This is a genomic window from Streptomyces sp. NPDC005551 (genome assembly GCF_042871785.1).
Taxonomy (GTDB): domain Bacteria; phylum Actinomycetota; class Actinomycetes; order Streptomycetales; family Streptomycetaceae; genus Streptomyces.
The window spans coordinates 62,042-79,063 of record NZ_JBIAJE010000014.1 but is presented as its reverse complement, the minus strand read 5'-3'; the positions used below and the strand labels follow the sequence as shown (position 1 = coordinate 79,063).

The following is a 17,022-nucleotide window of genomic DNA, read 5'->3' as shown; positions in this document are numbered from 1 at the left end:
CCGGGTTCAGAGCTTCGGCCGCCACGGCACGACCCGGTAGTCGCCGGTGCCCCGCCGCACCTTCTCGAAGGGCGCCGACCCGACGCACGCGGGCAGAGCCCCGGTCTCCGCGGGACTGCCGACCGACGCCCAGCTGTAGCCCAGCCGGTCGTGGGAGCCGAGGTCGTGGACCGTGATGCCCACCCGCCTGCCCTCGGCGCCGGGCAGGTCGGAGTCGGTGATCACCCCGGAGACCACGGCGACCCTGCCCCCGGTGAGCAGGCAGTCGACCTCCGCCTTCGCCCGGGCGCCGACGCCGTTCACGTAGTGGCTGAACTCGAAGGTGCCGGTGGCCTTCGTCGGGTCGGCGTCGTCCTTCGCGGCGAGATGGGCGTCGAAGGTGAACGTGATGTCGTCGCCGGCCGACCGGTACAGCTTGGCGGTGCCGGTCAGCGCGGCGGCCTCGCGCTTCTCCCGATCACCGGCGCCGCTCGCGACGGCGTGCCGGGTTCCGGACCGTTCGGTGCCGGACGCGGCGGCGGATTCCGCCACTCCGGCGATGAGGAGCAGGACGGTGCCGAGCGCGGCGAGCCCGGTGCGCCGGTCAGAGCGGTTCATGACGGTCCTTTCCGCAGGTCAGGTGGACAGTCATCACTCTGCCGCCGGGACCGGGAACGCACATCGTGCCGGCGACGTCACCGTGCCTCCGCCGTCCGGCGGGGACGCGCGCACGGCCTGCACCCCGAGGGGGAGGGGAGGTACGCCTCAGGGTGCGCAACGAATCACCGCACGCCCCCGCCCGCACGCAACGAATCGTTCACCGGCGCGCAACGGCTGCTCCTTGTCCCGCCGAGCGCGGCGACCGTACCGTCTATCCGGGAGACCACGCTGGTCACCCGGCCCCCGAACCCCCTCCGCCCCGGTGAGGAACACGCATGCGCACAGCCCTGCTCCAGAGCTCCGGCCGCCCCGGCTCCGTCGCCGAGAACATCAAGGTTCTCGACGACGCCGCGGGCCGTGCCGCCGCCGCGGGCGCCGGACTGGTCGTCGCGCCGGAGATGTTCCTGACCGGATACGCGATCGGCGACGACATCGCCCGCCTCGCCGAGCCCGCCGACGGCCCCGCGGCGGACGCGATCGCGGAACTCGCCGCCCGGCACGGTGTCGCCGTCGCCTACGGCTACCCCGAGCGCGACGGCGGGCGGGTCTACAACTCCGTCCGGCTGATCTCCGCCGACGGCCCCCTCGCGAACTACCGCAAGACCCACCTCTTCGGCTGCTTCGAGCGCGAGCACTTCACCCCCGGCGACCAGCCGGTCGTCCAGGCCGACCTCGGCGGACTGCGCGTCGGCCTGATGATCTGCTACGACGTCGAGTTCCCGGAGAACGTCCGGGCGCACGCCCTCGCCGGCACCGACCTCCTCCTGGTGCCGACCGCCCAGATGCACCCCTTCCAGTTCGTCGCCGAGTCCGTCGTCCCGGTGCGCGCCTTCGAGAACCAGATGTACGTCGCGTACGTCAACCGCACCGGCCGGGAAGGGGAGTTCGAGTTCGTCGGGCTCTCCACGCTCGCCGGGCCCGACGGAGTCGCCCGCGGCCGCGCGGGCCGCGGCGAGGAACTGGTCCTCGCCGACGCCGACCCCGTCCTGCTGGCGGCCTCGCGCGAGGCGAACCCGTACCTGAAGGACCGCCACCCCGGTCTCTACGGGTCGCTGGTCTGAACCCGGCCGCCCTCTCCCCGCACCCAGCTTTCCCCGCAAGGAGTCCGTACCCCATGACGTCCACGGTGCCCACCGCCGTCCCGCACGCCGACGCGCAGCAGCCGCCGATCACCATGTTCGGCCCGGACTTCCCGTACGCGTACGACGACTTCCTCGCGCACCCCGCGGGCCTCGGCCAGATACCCGCGACCGAGCACGGCACCGAGGTCGCGGTCATCGGCGGCGGACTGTCCGGCATCGTGGCCGCCTACGAGCTGATGAAGATGGGTCTCAAGCCCGTCGTCTACGAGGCCGACCAGATCGGCGGCCGGCTGCGCACCGTCGGCTTCGAGGGCTGCGACCCCTCCCTCACCGCCGAGATGGGCGCGATGCGCTTCCCGCCGTCCTCCACCGCTCTCCAGCACTACATCGACCTGGTGGGCCTGGAGACCCGGCCGTTCCCGAACCCGCTGGCCGAGAGCACGCCGTCGACCGTCGTCGACCTCAAGGGCGAGTCGCACTACGCCGAGACCGTCGAGGACCTCCCCGAGGTCTACCGGCAGGTGGCGGCCGCGTGGAACGCCTGCCTCCAGGACGGCGCCGACTTCTCCGACATGAACCAGGCCATGCGCGAGCGCGACGTACCGCGCATCCGCGAGATCTGGTCGAAGCTCGTCGAGAAGCTCGACAACCAGACCTTCTACGGCTTCCTCTGCGACTCCGAGGCCTTCAAGTCCTTCCGGCACCGCGAGATCTTCGGCCAGGTCGGCTTCGGCACCGGCGGCTGGGACACCGACTTCCCGAACTCCATCCTGGAGATCCTGCGCGTCGTCTACACCGAGGCCGACGACCACCACCGCGGCATCGTCGGCGGCTCCCAGCAGCTGCCGCTGCGCCTGTGGGAGCGCGAGCCGGAGAAGATCGTGCACTGGCCGTACGGCACGTCGCTGTCGACGCTGCACGACGGGACCCCGCGCCCGGCCGTGACCCGGCTCGGCCGCACCGCCGGCAACCGGATCACCGTCACGGACGCGAACGGCGACATCCGTACGTACCGGGCGGCCATCTTCACCGCCCAGTCCTGGATGCTGCTCTCCAAGATCGCCTGCGACGACTCGCTCTTCCCGATCGACCACTGGACGGCGATCGAGCGCACGCACTACATGGAGTCGAGCAAGCTCTTCGTCCCCGTGGACCGGCCGTTCTGGCTGGACAAGGACGAGGAGACCGGGCGGGACGTCATGTCGATGACGCTCACCGACCGTATGACGCGCGGGACTTACCTCCTCGACGACGGTCCGGACAGGCCGGCGGTCATCTGCCTGTCGTACACCTGGTGCGACGACAGCCTGAAGTGGCTGCCGCTGTCCGCGAACGAGCGCATGGAGGTCATGCTCAAGTCGCTCGGCGAGATCTACCCGAAGGTCGACATCCGGAAGCACATCATCGGCAACCCGGTGACCGTGTCCTGGGAGAACGAGCCCTACTTCATGGGCGCGTTCAAGGCCAACCTGCCGGGCCACTACCGCTACCAGCGGCGGCTGTTCACCCACTTCATGCAGGACCGGCTCGACGAGGACAAGCGCGGCATCTTCCTCGCGGGCGACGACATCTCCTGGACGGCCGGCTGGGCCGAGGGTGCCGTGCAGACGGCGCTGAACGCGGTGTGGGGCGTCATGCGCCAGCTCGGCGGCGCCACCGACCCGACCAACCCCGGGCCCGGCGACGTCTACGACGAGATCGCCCCGGTGGAACTGCCCGAGGACTGACGGACGCGGGGGAGCGGGGAGCCCGCCGGCTCCCCGCTCCGGCCGTTCACACCCCGGCCCGGAGTCCGCCCGGCCGGTACGGCAGCGGCGTGAGCAGCATCCGGCCGGTGAGGCCGACCGCGGCGTCGAGGCGCCGGCCGAACTCCTCGGCCAGTTCCGGGAGTCCGCGCAGCGCCCACAGCGCCCGGGCCGCCGACCAGGTGGCGTCGCGGGCCCGTTCGAGGCTCCAGGAGCCGAGCAGATGGGTGAGCGGGTCGGCGACCTGGAGCAGATCGGGGCCGGGCATCAGATCCTCGCGGATGCGTTCCTCCAGCGAGACGAGGAGGTCGCCCACCCGCTCGAACTCGTCCTCCAGATCGGCCGGTTCGCAGCCGAGCGCGCGACAGGCGTCCACGACGGCGAGCGCCAGGTCGTGCCCGATGTGGGCGTTGATGCCCGCGAGGGCGAACTGCAGCGGCCGTACGCCGGGATGGCGGCGGAACTGGAACAGCGGCCGCCAGCAGGCGGGCCGGTGCTCCTCCTCGGCGACCGCCAGATAGCGCTGCGCGAACCGCACGTCCAGGGTGACGGCGGCCGCCGGGTCGGAGAAGTGACCGACCGCCAGACGCCGGGCGACCTCCTCGGTGACGGCGAGGTAGACGCGGTTGAAGACGGCGACACCGTCCCGCTCGGGCAGGTCCGCGTCGAGGGCGCGCATACGAAGGACGACCGCGTCGACGGTCCCGGTGAGCTGCTGCGACTGCGCCATGGGGGCAGGGTGCCAGTCCCGGGCCCGGCGGAGTGCCGCCGGGCCGGGCGCTTCCCCGGAACGGGGGAACGACGCGCACCGGGACCCTTCCCGCGTGGGGACGGCTAGGAGTCGGCGTGCCGGGCCCCGGCGTCCGCCGCGGAGCCCTCGTCGTACGACGAGGTGCCGGAGTCGAGCAGCGGCTCCTGGGTCTTGAGGTGGGCCGGTGCCATTGCCCGCAGGGCGTGGTAGCCGGTGATCACGACGAGGGTGCCGAGCGCGATGCCGCTCAGTGAGAAGGTGTCGGTGAACGTCAGGGTGACGTTGCCGACGCCGATGATGATGCCCGCGGCGGCCGGCACCAGGTTGAGCGGATTGCGCAGGTCCACGCCCGCGTTGAGCCAGATCTGGGCGCCGAGCAGGCCGATCATGCCGTACAGGATGACCGTGATGCCGCCGAGGACGCCGCCGGGGATCGCGGCGACGACCGCGCCGAACTTGGGGCAGAGGCCGAACAGGAGCGCGAAACCGGCGGCGGCCCAGTAGGCGGCCGTCGAGTAGACACGGGTCGCGGCCATCACGCCGATGTTCTCCGAGTAGGTGGTGTTCGGCGGGCCGCCGACCGCCGTGGAGAGCATCGAGGCGACACCGTCCGCGGAGATCGCGGTGCCCAGCCTGTCGTCCAGCGGGTCGCCGGTCATCTCGCCGACCGCCTTCACATGGCCGGCGTTCTCGGCGACCAGCGCGATCACCACCGGCAGGGCGACCAGGATCGCCGACCACTGGAAACTCGGGCCGTGGAAGGACGGCAGGCCGACCCAGTCCGCCCGGCCGACGCCGGAGAGGTCCAGGCGCCAGTGGTCGGTGATCTTCCCGCTCGCGTCCGCCGAGTGGATCCGCCCGAAGACGCGGTCGAAGACCCACGAGACCGCGTAGCCGAAGACCAGGCCCAGGAAGATCGCCACGCGGGACCAGAAGCCGCGCAGGCACACCACGGCCAGCCCGGTGAACAGCATGACCACAAGCGCCGTCCACTGGTCCTGCGGCCAGTACGTGGTCGCCGTCACGGGTGCCAGGTTGAGGCCGATCAGCATGACGACCGCGCCGGTGACGATCGGCGGCATGGCCGCGTGGATGATCCGGGCCCCGAACCGCTGCACCGCGAGGCCGACCAGGAACAGCGCTGCGCCGACCACGAACACCGCGCCGGTCACCGTGGCGCTGGTGCCGCCCTGCGCGCGGATCACCGCGGCGACGCCCACGAAGGACAGGGAACAGCCGAGGTAACTGGGCACCCGGCCACGGGTCGCGAGCAGGAAGATCACCGTCGCGACGCCGGACATCATGATCGCGAGATTGGGGTCGAGCCCCATCAGCACAGGTGCGACGAAGGACGCCCCGAACATGGCGACCACGTGCTGGGCGCCTAGCCCGGCCGTGCGGGGCCACGACAGGCGTTCGTCGGGGCGGACCACCGCTCCGGGTGCGGGCGAGCGCCCGTCACCGTGCAGTTTCCAGCGCACGCCGAGATCCATGATGCAGCTTCGCTTTCTTCGTCCGTGAACGTGTCCGGACCATTGTCACGGCTGTCCGGCGGTCCACGGTCACCCGGTCCCACGGCCCGCCGAGGCCCTGCGACCGGACTCGACGGCGGGCTGACCTGCACCGCACCGGAGGACGGTCCTGAGCGGTTGCTTAGTATGGAACGGTCCCACCGCCCCGACCGGCACCCTCAGGAGCCCCGCACGTGACCGTCGAAGCACCACCCGCAACGCCCGCAGCCACCGACGGCCGGCTCGTCCCCGTCACCGTCCACTTCGACGACCTGGACGCGCTCGGACTGCTCCACAACGCCCGTTACCCGGTCATGGTCGAGCGCGCCTGGACCGCGCTGTGGCAGGAGCGCGGCTTCGGCTTCGACGGCGACTGGGAGGCGGCGGGCGACTTCTGCAACGCGGTCAGAGAACTGCGCATCAGTTACGACGCCCCGGTGAACCGGCCCGGCGCGTACGCCGTCCACCTCTGGCTCGAACGGCTCGGCACCACCGGCCTGACGTACGGCTTCCGCTTCTGCTCGGCCGACGGGGCCGTGACCTACGCGCACGGCAGCCGGGTCCTCGTCCGGCTCGACGCCGGCACGCTGCGTCCGACCCCGTGGAGCGAGCGGTTCAGGGCCGCGGGCCGGGAACTGCTTCGCTCGCGGGACTGACCTGCGCCGTCCTGCGGTCGCCGGCGCGCAGCACGCCCGCGAACACGACGAGCGCCAGGGCCAGCACCGTGACCAGACCGAAGGACACCATCAGGCTGGTCGCCTGGGCCAGCGTGCCGATGGCGCTCGGCGCGACCAGTCCCGAGGTGTACGTGATGGTGGCGACACCCGCGATGGCCAGGCTGGGGTTGGGGCCGCTGCGCCCCGCCGCCGCGAACGCCAGCGGCACGACGACCGCGATGCCGAGGCCCATCAGGGCGAACCCGCCCATCGCCGCCGCCGGGTTCCCCGCGAAGACCACCAGCAGCCCGCCGAGCGTGGCGAGGACGCCCCCCACGCGCACGGTGCGCACGGCGCCGAAGCGGTCCACGACCGCGTCGCCCGCGAGGCGCGCGATCGCCATGGTGAGCGTGAATCCGGTGGTGGACGCGGCGGCGAGCCCCGCCGAGGTGCCCAGCTGGTCCCGCAGGTAGACGGCCGACCAGTCCAGACTCGCGCCCTCGGCGAACACCGCGCAGAAGCCGACCGCGCCGATGAGCAGCGCCGACCTGGGCGGCAGTGCGAAGCGCGGCGGCGGTTCCTCGTCCTCCGTGGGCTTCAGGTCGAGCACCCATTGGCAGGCGACGAGGCCCAGCACGGTCAGCACCGCCGACGCCAGCACGTGGTGCGCACGCGCGTCCGAACCCAGGTGCGCGGCGAGGGTGCCGGCCGCCGAGCCGATCAGGGCACCGGCGCTCCACATGCCGTGCAGCCCCGACATGATCGACTGGTTCATGCGGTTCTCGACCTCGACCCCGAGGGCGTTCATGGCGACGTCCGCCATGCCGGCCGTGGCGCCGTACGTGAAGAGGGCCAGGCACAGGGTGAGCAGGTTCGGCGCGAGAGCCGGCAGGACCAGGGACAGCGTCCACAGGGCGAGCAGGCCGCGCAGCGCCGTACGGGCACCGAAGGTGTGGCTGATCCGGCCGGCGAGCGGCATCGCGACGGACGCGCCGACGGCCGGGAAGGCGAGCGCGATGCCGAGCTGGCCCGCGCCGATCGAGGCGTGGTCCTGGATCCACGGCACCCGTGTCGCGAAGGAGCCGACGACCGCGCCGTGCACCGCGAAGACGGCGGCCACGGCATACCGTGCCCGCTTCAACTCGCGCTTGCTGTAGACCACTGCACTCATCCTGCCGCCGCCCCTCCCGGACGTCCTCCCGCGCTGTCGCCGTAAACTATCAGGAAGCCTGCCTGATAAATAGTCGATTCAGGGCCCGGTGGCCCGGGGCCGTGTGCCCTCCCGATCTGGAAGGATCCCGGCATGCCCGCATCTCCGAGCACCGCCCGGGCCATGAACGACCGGCTCGCCCTGCGCCTCCTCCAGCAGGAGGGGCCCCTGACGGCGAACCGGCTGAAGCAGCTCACGGGACTGTCCCGGCCGTCCGTCGCCGACCTGGTCGAACGGCTCACCGCCGCCGGACTGGTCGCGGTCGTGGGGGAGTCCGGGGAGCAGCGGCGCGGCCCGAACGCACGGGTGTACGGGATCGTCGCCGACCGGGCCCACCTGGCGGCACTGGACGTGCGCACCGAGGGGGTGACGGTCGTGGTCGCCGACCTGCTCGGCGTGGAACTCGGCCGGGCGTCGGTCCCGATCGCCGGCGACGCGGGGACGGGGGCCGCCGTGGAGCAGGCGGTCGCGCTGGTCGAGCGGACGGCCAAGGAGGCGGGCGCGGAACGGCTGCACACGGTCGGCATCGGCGCGCCCGGCCTGATCGACCCGGCCACCGGTGAACTGCGCGACTCCTCCGGACTGCCCGAGTGGCACCGCCGCCTGGTCGCGGCCCTCCAGGAACGCCTGCCCGCCCGCGTCCTGGTGGAGAACGAGACCAACCTGGCGGCCCTGGCGGAGCAGCGCGACGGCGCGGCGCGCGACCGGCGGACCTTCGTCCTGCTCTGGCTCGGCCTCGGCACCGGCGCCGCCGTCGTCCTCGACGGGGCCCTGCGCCGCGGCGCCTCCGGCGGCACCGGGGAGATCGGCTTCCTCCCGGTCCCCGGCACCCGGGTCCTCCCCTCGGCGACGGACTGCGAGGGCGGATTCCACTCCCTTGCGGGGTCCGCGGCCGTCGCGGCGCTCGCGGCCGGGCACGGCATCACGGCGGACGCCGCGGCGTACGAGCCGCACGCGGCGGCGCTCGTCCGCCGGGCCGTGGCCACCTCGAAGGCCGCGGAGTCCGCGCGCTTCCTGGACGTCCTCGCCGACCGGATCGCCATCGGCGCCGCGTCCGTCATCGCCGTGCTGGACCCCGGCTGCGTGGTCCTCGGCGGTGAGACCGGGCAGGCGGGCGGGGACGCGCTGGCCTCGCGGGTCGCGCGGCGGCTCGTCCGGATGTCGCCGCTGCCGACCGAGGTGCGGGCCGGGAAGCTGGGCGGCGGAGCGGTTCTGCGCGGGGCGCTGCTGACGGCCCGCGACGGCGCGCAGGACGAGGTGTTCGCCCAGGGCGCTCGCCCCGGCCCGCTGCCGCACTGAGGCGCTCGCCCCCGGGCCCGCCGACGCCGCGGCGGGCCCGGGGGCGGCCCGGGTGGGGAGACCCGGCGGCGGGGCAAGGGCCTCCGTCACCGCCGCCGGGTCGCTGTGGGGCGGGCTCGACGAGGTCGTGATCGCCGACCCTAAGAGGACTAGACCAAAGCGTCAATAGGTATGGACCATTGCGGGCCGACCTCGCCGTACAGCCGTTCACCTCCCCGGGTACACGCAGACGTGTCCAGGGAAACCTCCTGTGAGCCAGCCCACAGGGACTCGCCCGTCTGAGTGCCGATCAGGCGTGGCACACTGGCCCTGTACCAGAAGCAGCGCACTCCGGGGTCGGTGTAATTCCGAACCGGCGGTTACAGTCCGCGACCCGGCCGCATCCAGTGGCCGGTTGACCAGGTGAAATTCCTGGACCGACGGTGAAAGTCCGGATGGGAGGCAGTGCGCGGCGGGCGGGCATCACGCACGTCGCCGTAGTAGGTCTGTTCCGCTTCCGAGCGGCCGGGCCTCCGTCCGGCGTCGCCCCTGATGTTGTCGTCCGTTGATTCTGTCGTCATCGACAGGCCCCGGAGTCCGTGCCCCAAGAGGCAGGGAGGACCCGGGAAGTGTTCACCGGAATCGTCGAAGAGCTGGGTGAGATCACCGCCGTCGAGAACCTCGGCGACGCCTCCCGCTTCAGGCTCCGCGGACCAGTAGTCACCCAGGACGCCAAGCACGGCGACTCCATCGCGGTCAACGGCGTCTGTCTGACGGTCGTGGACCACGAGGGCGACGAGTTCACCGCCGACGTGATGGCGGAGACCCTGGACCGCTCCAGTCTCGGCGCCCTGTCCGTCGGCTCCCGCGTCAACCTCGAACGCCCCACCGCCGTGGGCGCGCGTCTCGGCGGGCACATCGTGCAGGGCCATGTCGACGGCACCGGCGCGGTCCTGGAGCGCAGTCCCTCCGAGAACTGGGAGATCGTCAAGATCTCCCTCCCCGCGGACCTCTCCCGCTACGTGGTCGAGAAGGGCTCCATCACGGTCGACGGCATCAGCCTCACCGTGGTCGACGCCGCCCCCGACCACTTCACCGTCAGCCTCATCCCCACCACCCTCGCGCTGACCACGCTCGGCCTCAAGCAGACCGGCGACCCGGTCAACCTGGAGGTCGACGTCATCGCCAAGTACGTCGAGCGGCTGCTCGGCGCGCGGGCGGACCAGCCGGCCGCACGGCCCGGCGTCCAGGGGGCGGCATCGTGAACTGGCTCAACTCCGAGGCCTTCACGCTCTTCGGCCAGCACATCAAGTGGTCCGACATGATCGGCAACACGATCGGTCTGATCGCCCTCGCACTCGGCTGGCGCCGCTCGATATGGACCTGGCCCGTCCAGTTCCTGTCCGGCGTCGTCCTCCTCGCCGCCTTCGCCACGGCCCACCTCTCCGGCAGCGCCGGAAAGCAGCTCGTGGTGATGGCCGTCGCCCTGTGGGGCTGGTGGCAGTGGAACCGCGGCCGGGGACAGGCACAGGACGGCTCCATCGCCGTACGCTTCGCCACCTGGCGCGAGCGCGCGTACCTGGCGGGCGGCGCCGCGGTCGGCACGCTCGCGGTCGGCGGCCTGTTCACCGCCTACCCGACGCTGTCGTGGGACCCCTGGCCCGACGCGTACATCTTCGTCGGCACCGTCGTCGCCATGTACGCCCAGGCGCGCGGCATGGTCGAGTTCTGGTTCGCCTGGCTGCTGGTCGACCTGGTGGGCGTCCCGCTCAACTTCGCCAACGGCTTCGCCTTCTCCGGTTTCGTCTACGTCGTCTACGGCGCGCTCGTCCTGTGGGGCATGCGCGACTGGTGGCTGCGCTCCCGCCGGAGCCCGCAGCCCACTCTCGAAGGAGCCCCGGCATGACCACGGCGCCCGTCTGGTACAGCACCGACAACATCGAGGACTTCGCGCTCGACCCCGTCGAGCGCGCCATCGCCGACATCGCGGCCGGCCGCCCGGTCGTCGTCGTCGACGACGAGGACCGCGAGAACGAGGGCGACCTCGTCATCGCCGCCGAGAAGGCGACCCCCGAGATCATCGCCTTCATGATGAGCGAATGCCGCGGACTGATCTGCGCGCCCATGGAGGGCGACGAACTGGACCGCCTCCGGCTCCCGCAGATGGTCGACGACAACACCGAGTCGATGAAGACGGCCTTCACGGTCTCCGTCGACGCGAGCGGCGCCCACGGCGTGACCACCGGCATCTCCGCGGCCGACCGCGCCACCACCCTCCGACTGCTCGCGGAGGGCCGGTCCGAGGCCGGCGACTTCGTGCGCCCCGGCCACGTCTTCCCGCTGCGCGCCCGGTCCGGCGGCGTCCTGGTCCGCAACGGCCACACCGAGGCCGCCGTCGACCTCGCCCGCCTCGCCGGCCTGCGCCCCGCCGGCGCGATCGTCGAGATCGCCGGCGAGGACGGCCACATGCTGCGCCTGCCCGAACTGATCCCCTTCGCCCGCAAGCACGGCCTGACGATCATCTCCATCGAGGACCTGATCGCCTACCGCCGCACCGCCGAGCCGACCGTGCGCCGTGAGGCCGAGGTCCAGCTGCCCACCGCCTTCGGCGAGTTCACCGCGTACGGCTACCGCTCCACCGTGGACGGCGTCGAGCACGTCGCCCTCGTCCACGGCGAGATCGGCGAGGGCGAGGACGTCCTCGTCCGCATCCACTCCGAGTGCCTCACCGGCGACGTCTTCCACTCGCTGCGCTGCGACTGCGGCCCGCAGCTGGAGACGTCCCTGCGCGCCATCCGGACCGAGGGCCGCGGAGTCGTCGTCTACCTGCGCGGGCACGAGGGCCGCGGCATCGGCCTGCTGTCCAAGCTGCGCGCCTACGAACTCCAGGAGCGCGGCCGGGACACCCTCGACGCCAACCTGGAACTGGGCCTGCCCGCGGACGCCCGGGACTACGCCGCAGGCGCGCAGATCCTCCAGGACCTCGGCGTCCGCAGCCTGCGCCTGATGACCAACAACCCCGAGAAGAGCGAGGCACTCGTCCGGCACGGACTCGACGTCGTCCGCCGGGAGCCGATGCCCGTACAGGCGGGCGAGCACAACCTCCGCTACCTGCGCACCAAGCGGGACCGGATGGGGCACGACCTGCCCTGGCTGGACACGGCCGCCGTGTCCGCCTGCAACAGCCAGTAAGCAGTAACAGCAGTAACAGCACGAGAAGCACAAGAGCACGAAGAGAACGCTGAGGAGAGACGTGAGCGGCAAGGGTGCACCCGAACTGTCCGTACGCAACTGCGGGGACCTGCGCGTCGCGGTCATCGCGGCACAGTGGCACGAAAAGGTGATGGACGGCCTGGTGGACGGCGCGCTGCGCGCCCTGCACGAGCTCGGGATCGACGAGCCGACCCTCCTGCGGGTCCCCGGCAGCTTCGAGCTCCCGGTCGTCGCGAAGGTCCTCGCGGGCCGCGGCTACGACGCGATCGTCGCGCTCGGCGTCGTCATCCGCGGCGGCACCCCGCACTTCGAGTACGTGTGCCAGGGCGTCACCCAGGGACTGACCCAGGTCTCCATCGAGACCGGCGTCCCCGTCGGCTTCGGCGTGCTGACCTGTGACACCGAGGAGCAGGCGCTCGACCGCGCGGGCATCGAGGGCTCCCGCGAGGACAAGGGGCACGAGGCCGTCACCGCCGCCGTGGCGACCGCGGCCACGCTGCGCTCGGTGTCCGAACCCTGGCGCTGAGGCACGGACGCTTGCGCGTAGGGTAGGCAGCACCATGTCCAAGAAGACTTTCGAGGAGCTCTTCACCGAGCTCCAGCACAAGGCCGCCAGTGGCGACCCCGCCACCTCCCGCACCGCCGAACTGGTCGGGAAGGGGGTTCATGCCATCGGCAAGAAGGTCGTCGAAGAGGCCGCCGAAGTGTGGATGGCCGCCGAGTACGAGGGCAAGGAAGCAGCCGCCGAGGAGATCTCGCAGCTGCTCTACCACGTCCAGGTGATGATGGTCGCCCGCGGCATCACCCTCGACGACGTCTACGCCCACCTCTGAGCCGTACCCCGCTCCCGCTCCGTACGCACGAACGAACGAACGAAGGAAGCCGACCTCATGCTGCGCATCGCCGTCCCCAACAAGGGTTCCCTGTCAGGCCCTGCGGCGGAGATGCTGCATGAGGCCGGCTACCAGCAGCGCCGGGAGTCCAAGGAACTGCGCATCGTCGACCCGGTCAACGAGGTCGAGTTCTTCTACCTCCGCCCCCGCGACATCGCGATCTACGTCTCCTCCGGGCGCCTCGACATCGGCATCACCGGCCGCGACCTGCTCATCGACTCCGGGGCCAACGCGGAGGAGATCCTCCCGCTCGGTTTCGCCCGCTCCACCTTCCGCTTCGCCACCAAGCCCGGCACGGCCACCACGGTCGAGGACCTGACCGGCATGACCGTCGCCACCTCGTACGAGGGCATCGTCGACAAGTACCTCGCCGACAAGGGCGTCGACGCCTCCGTGGTCCACCTCGACGGAGCCGTCGAGACCGCCATCGAACTCGGCGTCGCCGAGGTCATCGCGGACGTCGTGGAGACCGGCACCTCGCTGCGCAACGCGGGCCTCGAGGTCTTCGGCGAGCCGATCATGAAGTCGGAGGCCGTCGTCGTCCGCCGCGTCGGCGGCGACGTGGACGAGAACGCCGAACCGAAGGTCCAGCAGTTCCTGCGCCGCCTCCAGGGCGTCCTGGTCGCCCGGACCTACGTGATGATGGACTACGACTGCCGTGCCGAACACCTGGAGCGGGCCGTCGCGCTCACCCCGGGTCTGGAGTCGCCCACCATCTCGCCGCTCCACAACGAGGGCTGGGTCGCCGTCCGCGCCATGGTCCCCGCCAAGGAGGCCCAGCGGATCATGGACGACCTGTACGAGCTGGGTGCGCGGGCCATCCTGACCACCGCCATCCACGCCTGCCGGCTCTGACCGGAGGACGGACCACACCCATGACGGATTTGCCCGTCCTCCCCGTCACCTTCCGGCCGTCCCGCACCCGGGCCGTGCTGCTCACCGCGGGCGTCGCGATCCTCGTGGTGATCACCACCGTCGCGATGCTCCTGGAACAGCTCAGCCCGGGCGAGCGCGTCAGCTTCGTCCTGACCGGAGCACTGCTGTGTGCCGTGCTCGTCCTGCTCGCCCGGCCCAAGGTGGTCGCCGACGAGAGCGGGGTCACCGTCGTCAACATCGTCAGCAGGCGGCGCCTGTCCTGGCCGGAGATCATCCAGGTCAATCTCCGTTCCGGCGACCCCTGGGTGTTCCTCGACCTCAGCGACGGCACCAGCCTGCCCGCCCTCGGCATCCAGCCCGGCATCGCCAGGCAGCGGGCCGTCGAGGACGCCCGCGCCCTGCGCGCGCTCGCCGAGACCCGCTCGGTCCACGATGCCGGGCAGCCGGAGGGGTAGCCCGAGAGCCGTCTCACAGGCAATCGGGGCCGACTCGGGGATCCTCCCCTGACGTACCGGCCCGTGTCTTGATTAATCTGGTGACGGAGGCGTTTTCGTTGCGCCTCCGCCCCTGTGGTGCCGACCGGTTCCCAGGGGCTCCTGCTACCCGAGGAGTGACTCCCTCCAGCGATGGACGGATCGTCCTGTAGTACCTGCGCCGCCCCCTCCCGACACAGCGAGGCGGCGGCATCATGACCATCCCCCTGCTGCTCCTCGGGGCGGCGTTCCTGCTCATTCTCGCCAACGGCTTCTTCGTCGCGGCCGAGTTCGGCCTCGTCACCGTGGACCGCCCCGACGCCGAGCGCGCCGCGGCCGCCGGCGACCGACGGGCCCGTACGGTCGTGGACTCGCTCAAGGAGCTGTCCTTCCAGCTCTCCGGCACCCAGCTCGGCATCACCATCACCTCCCTGGTCGTCGGCATGCTCGCCGAACCGGCGCTCGCCGACCTGTTGCACGGGCCGTTCACCGCGATCGGCGTCCCCGAAGGCGCCGTTCCCGGCGTCGCGGTGGTCGTCGGCATGCTGTTCGCCTCGGCGGTGCAGATGGTGATCGGCGAACTCGTGCCCAAGAACTGGGCGGTGTCCCGTCCACTGCAGGTCGCACGTTTCGTCGCGCGCCCGCAGCACGTCTTCTCCAGTCTGTTCCGTCCCGTGATCGCCGCGCTGAACACGGTGGCCAACCGGCTGGTCCGCGCCCTCGGCGTCGAACCCGCCGACGAACTGGCCTCCGCCCGCACCCCCGGCGAGCTCGTCTCGCTGGCCCGGCACTCGGCCCGGGCCGGCGCCCTGGAACAGAACACCGCCGACCTCTTCGTGCGCACCCTGTCGCTGGGCGAGCTGACCGCGCAGCACGTCATGACCCCGCGCGTGAAGGTCAGCGCGCTCCAGTCCTCGGCGACCGCCGAGGACGTCGTCAACCTCACCCGGGCCACCGGCCTGTCCCGCTTCCCCGTCTACCGGGAGCGGATCGACGAGATCGTCGGCATGGTGCACCTCAAGGACGCCCTCGCGGTGCCCGCGCACGACCGGCTGCGCACCCCCGTCGGCCGGATCGCCCAGGCCCCGCTGCTCGTCCCGGAGACCCTGCCCGTGCAACCCCTCCTCAAGCAGCTGCGCAGTCAGCAGCCGATCGCCGTCGTCGTCGACGAGTACGGCGGTACGGCGGGCGTGGTCACATTGGAGGACATCGTCGAGGAACTCGTCGGCGAGGTCCGTGACGAGCACGACGCCAAGGACCTGCCGGAACTCGCGGTGGCGCCGTCGGAGGACGGACGGCCCGCGTGGGACGTCGACGGCAGCTGCCGGGTCGACGTGCTCCAGCGCACAGGCCTCGTCGTGCCCGAGGGACCCTACGAGACCGTGGCCGGACTGGTCGCCGACCTGCTCGGCCGTATCCCGGCCCCCGGCGACAAGGCGGAACTCGACGGCTGGCGTCTGTCGGTCCGTCAGGTCGGCCACTACCGCGCCGAGCGCGTCCGGCTGGTGAGGACCGCGGATGCCGCGGTCGCCGCGGAGGGTGTCCGATGATCCTGCTCCAACTCCTGTTCGCCGTACTGCTCGTCCTCGCCAACGGCTTCTTCGTCGGCGCCGAGTTCGCGCTCGTCTCCGTGCGGCGCAGCCAGATCGAGCCACTGGGCACCGCGCGCGCCCGCCAGGTCCTGTACGGCCTGGAGCGCCTGCCGCAGATGATGGCTGCCGCTCAGTTCGGCATCACCGTCTGCTCGCTGACCCTCGGCGCGGTCGCCGAGCCGACCGTCGCCCACCTGCTGGAGCCCGCCTTCGAGGCGGCCCGGCTGCCCGAGGGGATGATCCACCCCCTCGGTTACGTCATCGCGCTCGCCCTCGTCGTCTTCTTCCACCTCGTCATCGGCGAGATGGTTCCGAAGAACCTGGCGATGGCGGCGCCCGAGAAGACCGCGCTGTGGCTGAGCCCGGGACTGGTCGCCTTCGCGCGCCTGTGCCGGCCGGTGACCGTGGCCCTCGGCGCCTGCGCGCGCGTGATCCTCCGGCTGTTCCGGGTCGAGCCCAAGGACGAGGTCGAGGCGGTCTTCACGAGCGAACAGCTCAACCGTCTGGTCGAGGACTCGGGCCAGGCCGGACTGCTGGAACCCGAGGAGCAGGAGCGCCTGGAGGACGCGCTGGAGCTGGGCTCCCGCCCGGTCACGGACGTCCTGCTGGACGCCGGCTCCCTGGTGAAGGTGGGCCCCTCGGTCACCCCCGGCCAGGTCGTCGCGCTCACCGCCCGCACGGGCTACTCCCGTTTCCCGGTGGCCGCGGAGAACGGCGCCTTCATGGGCTATCTGCACGTGAAGGACGTACTCGACCTCGAGGAGTCCCAGCGGGCGGTGCCGCAGCACGTGTGGCGTCCCATGACGACGCTGCGGGCGGAACTCCCGCTGGACGACGCCCTGACGGTGATGCGCCGCGCCGCGACGCACCTCGCCCAGGTCGCCGACGCCTCCGGCAGGGTGCTCGGCCTGGTCGCCCTGGAGGACGTCCTGGAGCTCCTGGTGGGAGAGGTCCGCGACCCCGCCCACCGCGACGCGCCGCAGCCCGCCCGCGTCACGGACCCACGCCTGAGCGCGCCCCAGGAGGAAGCGCTGGCGAGCTGACCCACGCGAAGGTTGGAGGGGCTGGAGGTATGTGATTCAGCCCCTCCGGCGTTTGAGGAG

17 protein-coding genes and 1 riboswitch are annotated in these 17,022 nt (G+C 71.8%); of the genes, 13 read left to right on the top strand and 4 right to left on the bottom strand.

All coding sequences use genetic code 11. The features are described 5' to 3' along the window. Positions 1-6: 6 nt before the first annotated feature. The gene (locus ACFYP4_RS31420; RefSeq protein WP_388790065.1) at positions 7-597 is read right to left on the bottom strand and encodes a Repetin; all 591 of its coding nucleotides are present in this window, start codon (positions 595-597) and stop codon (positions 7-9) included. 317 nt (positions 598-914) lie between these two features. On the opposite strand from ACFYP4_RS31420, the gene ACFYP4_RS31415 reads away from it, so the two are divergent. Further along, a complete protein-coding gene (locus ACFYP4_RS31415) occupies positions 915-1,700 on the top strand; it encodes a carbon-nitrogen hydrolase family protein (RefSeq protein WP_358852676.1) in 786 nt (261 codons plus the stop codon). A gap of 53 nt (positions 1,701-1,753) precedes the next feature. After that, positions 1,754-3,448 (top strand): flavin monoamine oxidase family protein, encoded by a 1,695-nt coding sequence (locus ACFYP4_RS31410; RefSeq protein ID WP_388790062.1) that lies wholly within the window; start codon positions 1,754-1,756, stop codon positions 3,446-3,448. Positions 3,449-3,494: 46 nt separating this feature from the next. On the opposite strand, the gene ACFYP4_RS31405 is transcribed toward ACFYP4_RS31410, so the two are convergent. After that, on the bottom strand, positions 3,495-4,196 hold the full coding sequence (locus ACFYP4_RS31405; protein ID WP_388790060.1) for a DUF5995 family protein: 702 nt from the start codon (positions 4,194-4,196) through the stop codon (positions 3,495-3,497). A 104-nt stretch (positions 4,197-4,300) separates the two neighbouring features. Beyond that, on the bottom strand, positions 4,301-5,710 hold the full coding sequence (locus tag ACFYP4_RS31400) for a solute carrier family 23 protein (RefSeq protein WP_358852673.1): 1,410 nt from the start codon (positions 5,708-5,710) through the stop codon (positions 4,301-4,303). Between the two features lie 212 nt (positions 5,711-5,922). On the opposite strand from ACFYP4_RS31400, the gene ACFYP4_RS31395 reads away from it, so the two are divergent. Continuing rightward, positions 5,923-6,384: a thioesterase family protein gene (locus tag ACFYP4_RS31395; RefSeq protein ID WP_358852672.1), complete on the top strand. Its 462-nt coding sequence runs from the start codon at positions 5,923-5,925 to the stop codon at positions 6,382-6,384. Here ACFYP4_RS31395 and ACFYP4_RS31390 read toward each other — a convergent pair. After that, positions 6,344-7,555 (bottom strand): MFS transporter, encoded by a 1,212-nt coding sequence (locus tag ACFYP4_RS31390; RefSeq protein WP_388790056.1) that lies wholly within the window; start codon positions 7,553-7,555, stop codon positions 6,344-6,346. The two genes, ACFYP4_RS31395 and ACFYP4_RS31390, sit on opposite strands and share 41 nt — an antisense overlap. A gap of 132 nt (positions 7,556-7,687) precedes the next feature. Here ACFYP4_RS31390 and ACFYP4_RS31385 point away from each other — a divergent pair, with 132 nt between their 5' ends. The 10 genes from ACFYP4_RS31385 (at position 7,688) to ACFYP4_RS31340 (ending at position 16,962) form a co-directional block, all read left to right on the top strand. Continuing rightward, on the top strand, positions 7,688-8,893 hold the full coding sequence (locus tag ACFYP4_RS31385; RefSeq protein ID WP_388790053.1) for an ROK family transcriptional regulator: 1,206 nt from the start codon (positions 7,688-7,690) through the stop codon (positions 8,891-8,893). A 321-nt stretch (positions 8,894-9,214) separates the two neighbouring features. After that, positions 9,215-9,345, top strand: a riboswitch (FMN riboswitch). Between the two features lie 156 nt (positions 9,346-9,501). Next, complete coding sequence (locus ACFYP4_RS31380; protein WP_388790051.1) at positions 9,502-10,137, top strand: riboflavin synthase; 636 nt, start codon at positions 9,502-9,504, stop codon at positions 10,135-10,137. Then, a complete protein-coding gene (locus tag ACFYP4_RS31375) occupies positions 10,134-10,778 on the top strand; it encodes a nicotinamide mononucleotide transporter family protein (protein WP_358852668.1) in 645 nt (214 codons plus the stop codon). The genes ACFYP4_RS31380 and ACFYP4_RS31375 overlap by 4 nt, the downstream gene beginning before the upstream one ends. Beyond that, positions 10,775-12,064 (top strand): bifunctional 3,4-dihydroxy-2-butanone-4-phosphate synthase/GTP cyclohydrolase II, encoded by a 1,290-nt coding sequence (locus ACFYP4_RS31370; RefSeq protein ID WP_358852667.1) that lies wholly within the window; start codon positions 10,775-10,777, stop codon positions 12,062-12,064. Before ACFYP4_RS31375 ends, ACFYP4_RS31370 begins: the two co-directional genes overlap by 4 nt. 61 nt (positions 12,065-12,125) lie before the next feature. Then, complete coding sequence (gene ribH, locus ACFYP4_RS31365) at positions 12,126-12,611, top strand: 6,7-dimethyl-8-ribityllumazine synthase (protein WP_358852666.1); 486 nt, start codon at positions 12,126-12,128, stop codon at positions 12,609-12,611. Positions 12,612-12,645: 34 nt separating this feature from the next. Beyond that, positions 12,646-12,918 carry a phosphoribosyl-ATP diphosphatase gene (locus ACFYP4_RS31360; RefSeq protein WP_121404457.1) on the top strand — a complete coding sequence of 91 codons (273 nt, stop codon included), beginning with the start codon at positions 12,646-12,648 and terminating at the stop codon, positions 12,916-12,918. A gap of 57 nt (positions 12,919-12,975) precedes the next feature. Continuing rightward, the gene (gene hisG, locus ACFYP4_RS31355) at positions 12,976-13,833 is read left to right on the top strand and encodes an ATP phosphoribosyltransferase (RefSeq protein WP_358852665.1); all 858 of its coding nucleotides are present in this window, start codon (positions 12,976-12,978) and stop codon (positions 13,831-13,833) included. Positions 13,834-13,853: 20 nt separating this feature from the next. Continuing rightward, a complete protein-coding gene (locus ACFYP4_RS31350) occupies positions 13,854-14,309 on the top strand; it encodes a PH domain-containing protein (RefSeq protein ID WP_358852664.1) in 456 nt (151 codons plus the stop codon). Positions 14,310-14,542: 233 nt separating this feature from the next. Beyond that, positions 14,543-15,877, top strand: a complete 1,335-nt coding sequence (locus ACFYP4_RS31345; protein WP_358852663.1) for a hemolysin family protein — start codon at positions 14,543-14,545, stop codon at positions 15,875-15,877. Beyond that, entirely contained in the window at positions 15,874-16,962 is a 1,089-nt protein-coding gene (locus ACFYP4_RS31340; protein WP_358852662.1) for a hemolysin family protein, read from the top strand. The genes ACFYP4_RS31345 and ACFYP4_RS31340 overlap by 4 nt, the downstream gene beginning before the upstream one ends. Positions 16,963-17,022 lie beyond the last annotated feature (60 nt).

What these genes read in the sequence shown, in the direction of transcription:
- ACFYP4_RS31420 (WP_388790065.1), bottom strand. Translation starts at nt 597, where the DNA reads ATGAACCGCTCTGACCGGCGCACCGGGCTCGCCGCGCTCGGCACCGTC.
- ACFYP4_RS31415 (WP_358852676.1), top strand. Translation starts at nt 915, where the DNA reads ATGCGCACAGCCCTGCTCCAGAGCTCCGGCCGCCCCGGCTCCGTCGCC.
- ACFYP4_RS31410 (WP_388790062.1), top strand. Translation starts at nt 1,754, where the DNA reads ATGACGTCCACGGTGCCCACCGCCGTCCCGCACGCCGACGCGCAGCAG.
- ACFYP4_RS31405 (WP_388790060.1), bottom strand. Translation starts at nt 4,196, where the DNA reads ATGGCGCAGTCGCAGCAGCTCACCGGGACCGTCGACGCGGTCGTCCTT.
- ACFYP4_RS31400 (WP_358852673.1), bottom strand. Translation starts at nt 5,710, where the DNA reads ATGGATCTCGGCGTGCGCTGGAAACTGCACGGTGACGGGCGCTCGCCC.
- ACFYP4_RS31390 (WP_388790056.1), bottom strand. Translation starts at nt 7,555, where the DNA reads ATGAGTGCAGTGGTCTACAGCAAGCGCGAGTTGAAGCGGGCACGGTAT.
- ACFYP4_RS31385 (WP_388790053.1), top strand. Translation starts at nt 7,688, where the DNA reads ATGCCCGCATCTCCGAGCACCGCCCGGGCCATGAACGACCGGCTCGCC.
- ACFYP4_RS31370 (WP_358852667.1), top strand. Translation starts at nt 10,775, where the DNA reads ATGACCACGGCGCCCGTCTGGTACAGCACCGACAACATCGAGGACTTC.
- ACFYP4_RS31360 (WP_121404457.1), top strand. Translation starts at nt 12,646, where the DNA reads ATGTCCAAGAAGACTTTCGAGGAGCTCTTCACCGAGCTCCAGCACAAG.
- hisG (WP_358852665.1), top strand. Translation starts at nt 12,976, where the DNA reads ATGCTGCGCATCGCCGTCCCCAACAAGGGTTCCCTGTCAGGCCCTGCG.
- ACFYP4_RS31350 (WP_358852664.1), top strand. Translation starts at nt 13,854, where the DNA reads ATGACGGATTTGCCCGTCCTCCCCGTCACCTTCCGGCCGTCCCGCACC.
- ACFYP4_RS31345 (WP_358852663.1), top strand. Translation starts at nt 14,543, where the DNA reads ATGACCATCCCCCTGCTGCTCCTCGGGGCGGCGTTCCTGCTCATTCTC.
- ACFYP4_RS31340 (WP_358852662.1), top strand. Translation starts at nt 15,874, where the DNA reads ATGATCCTGCTCCAACTCCTGTTCGCCGTACTGCTCGTCCTCGCCAAC.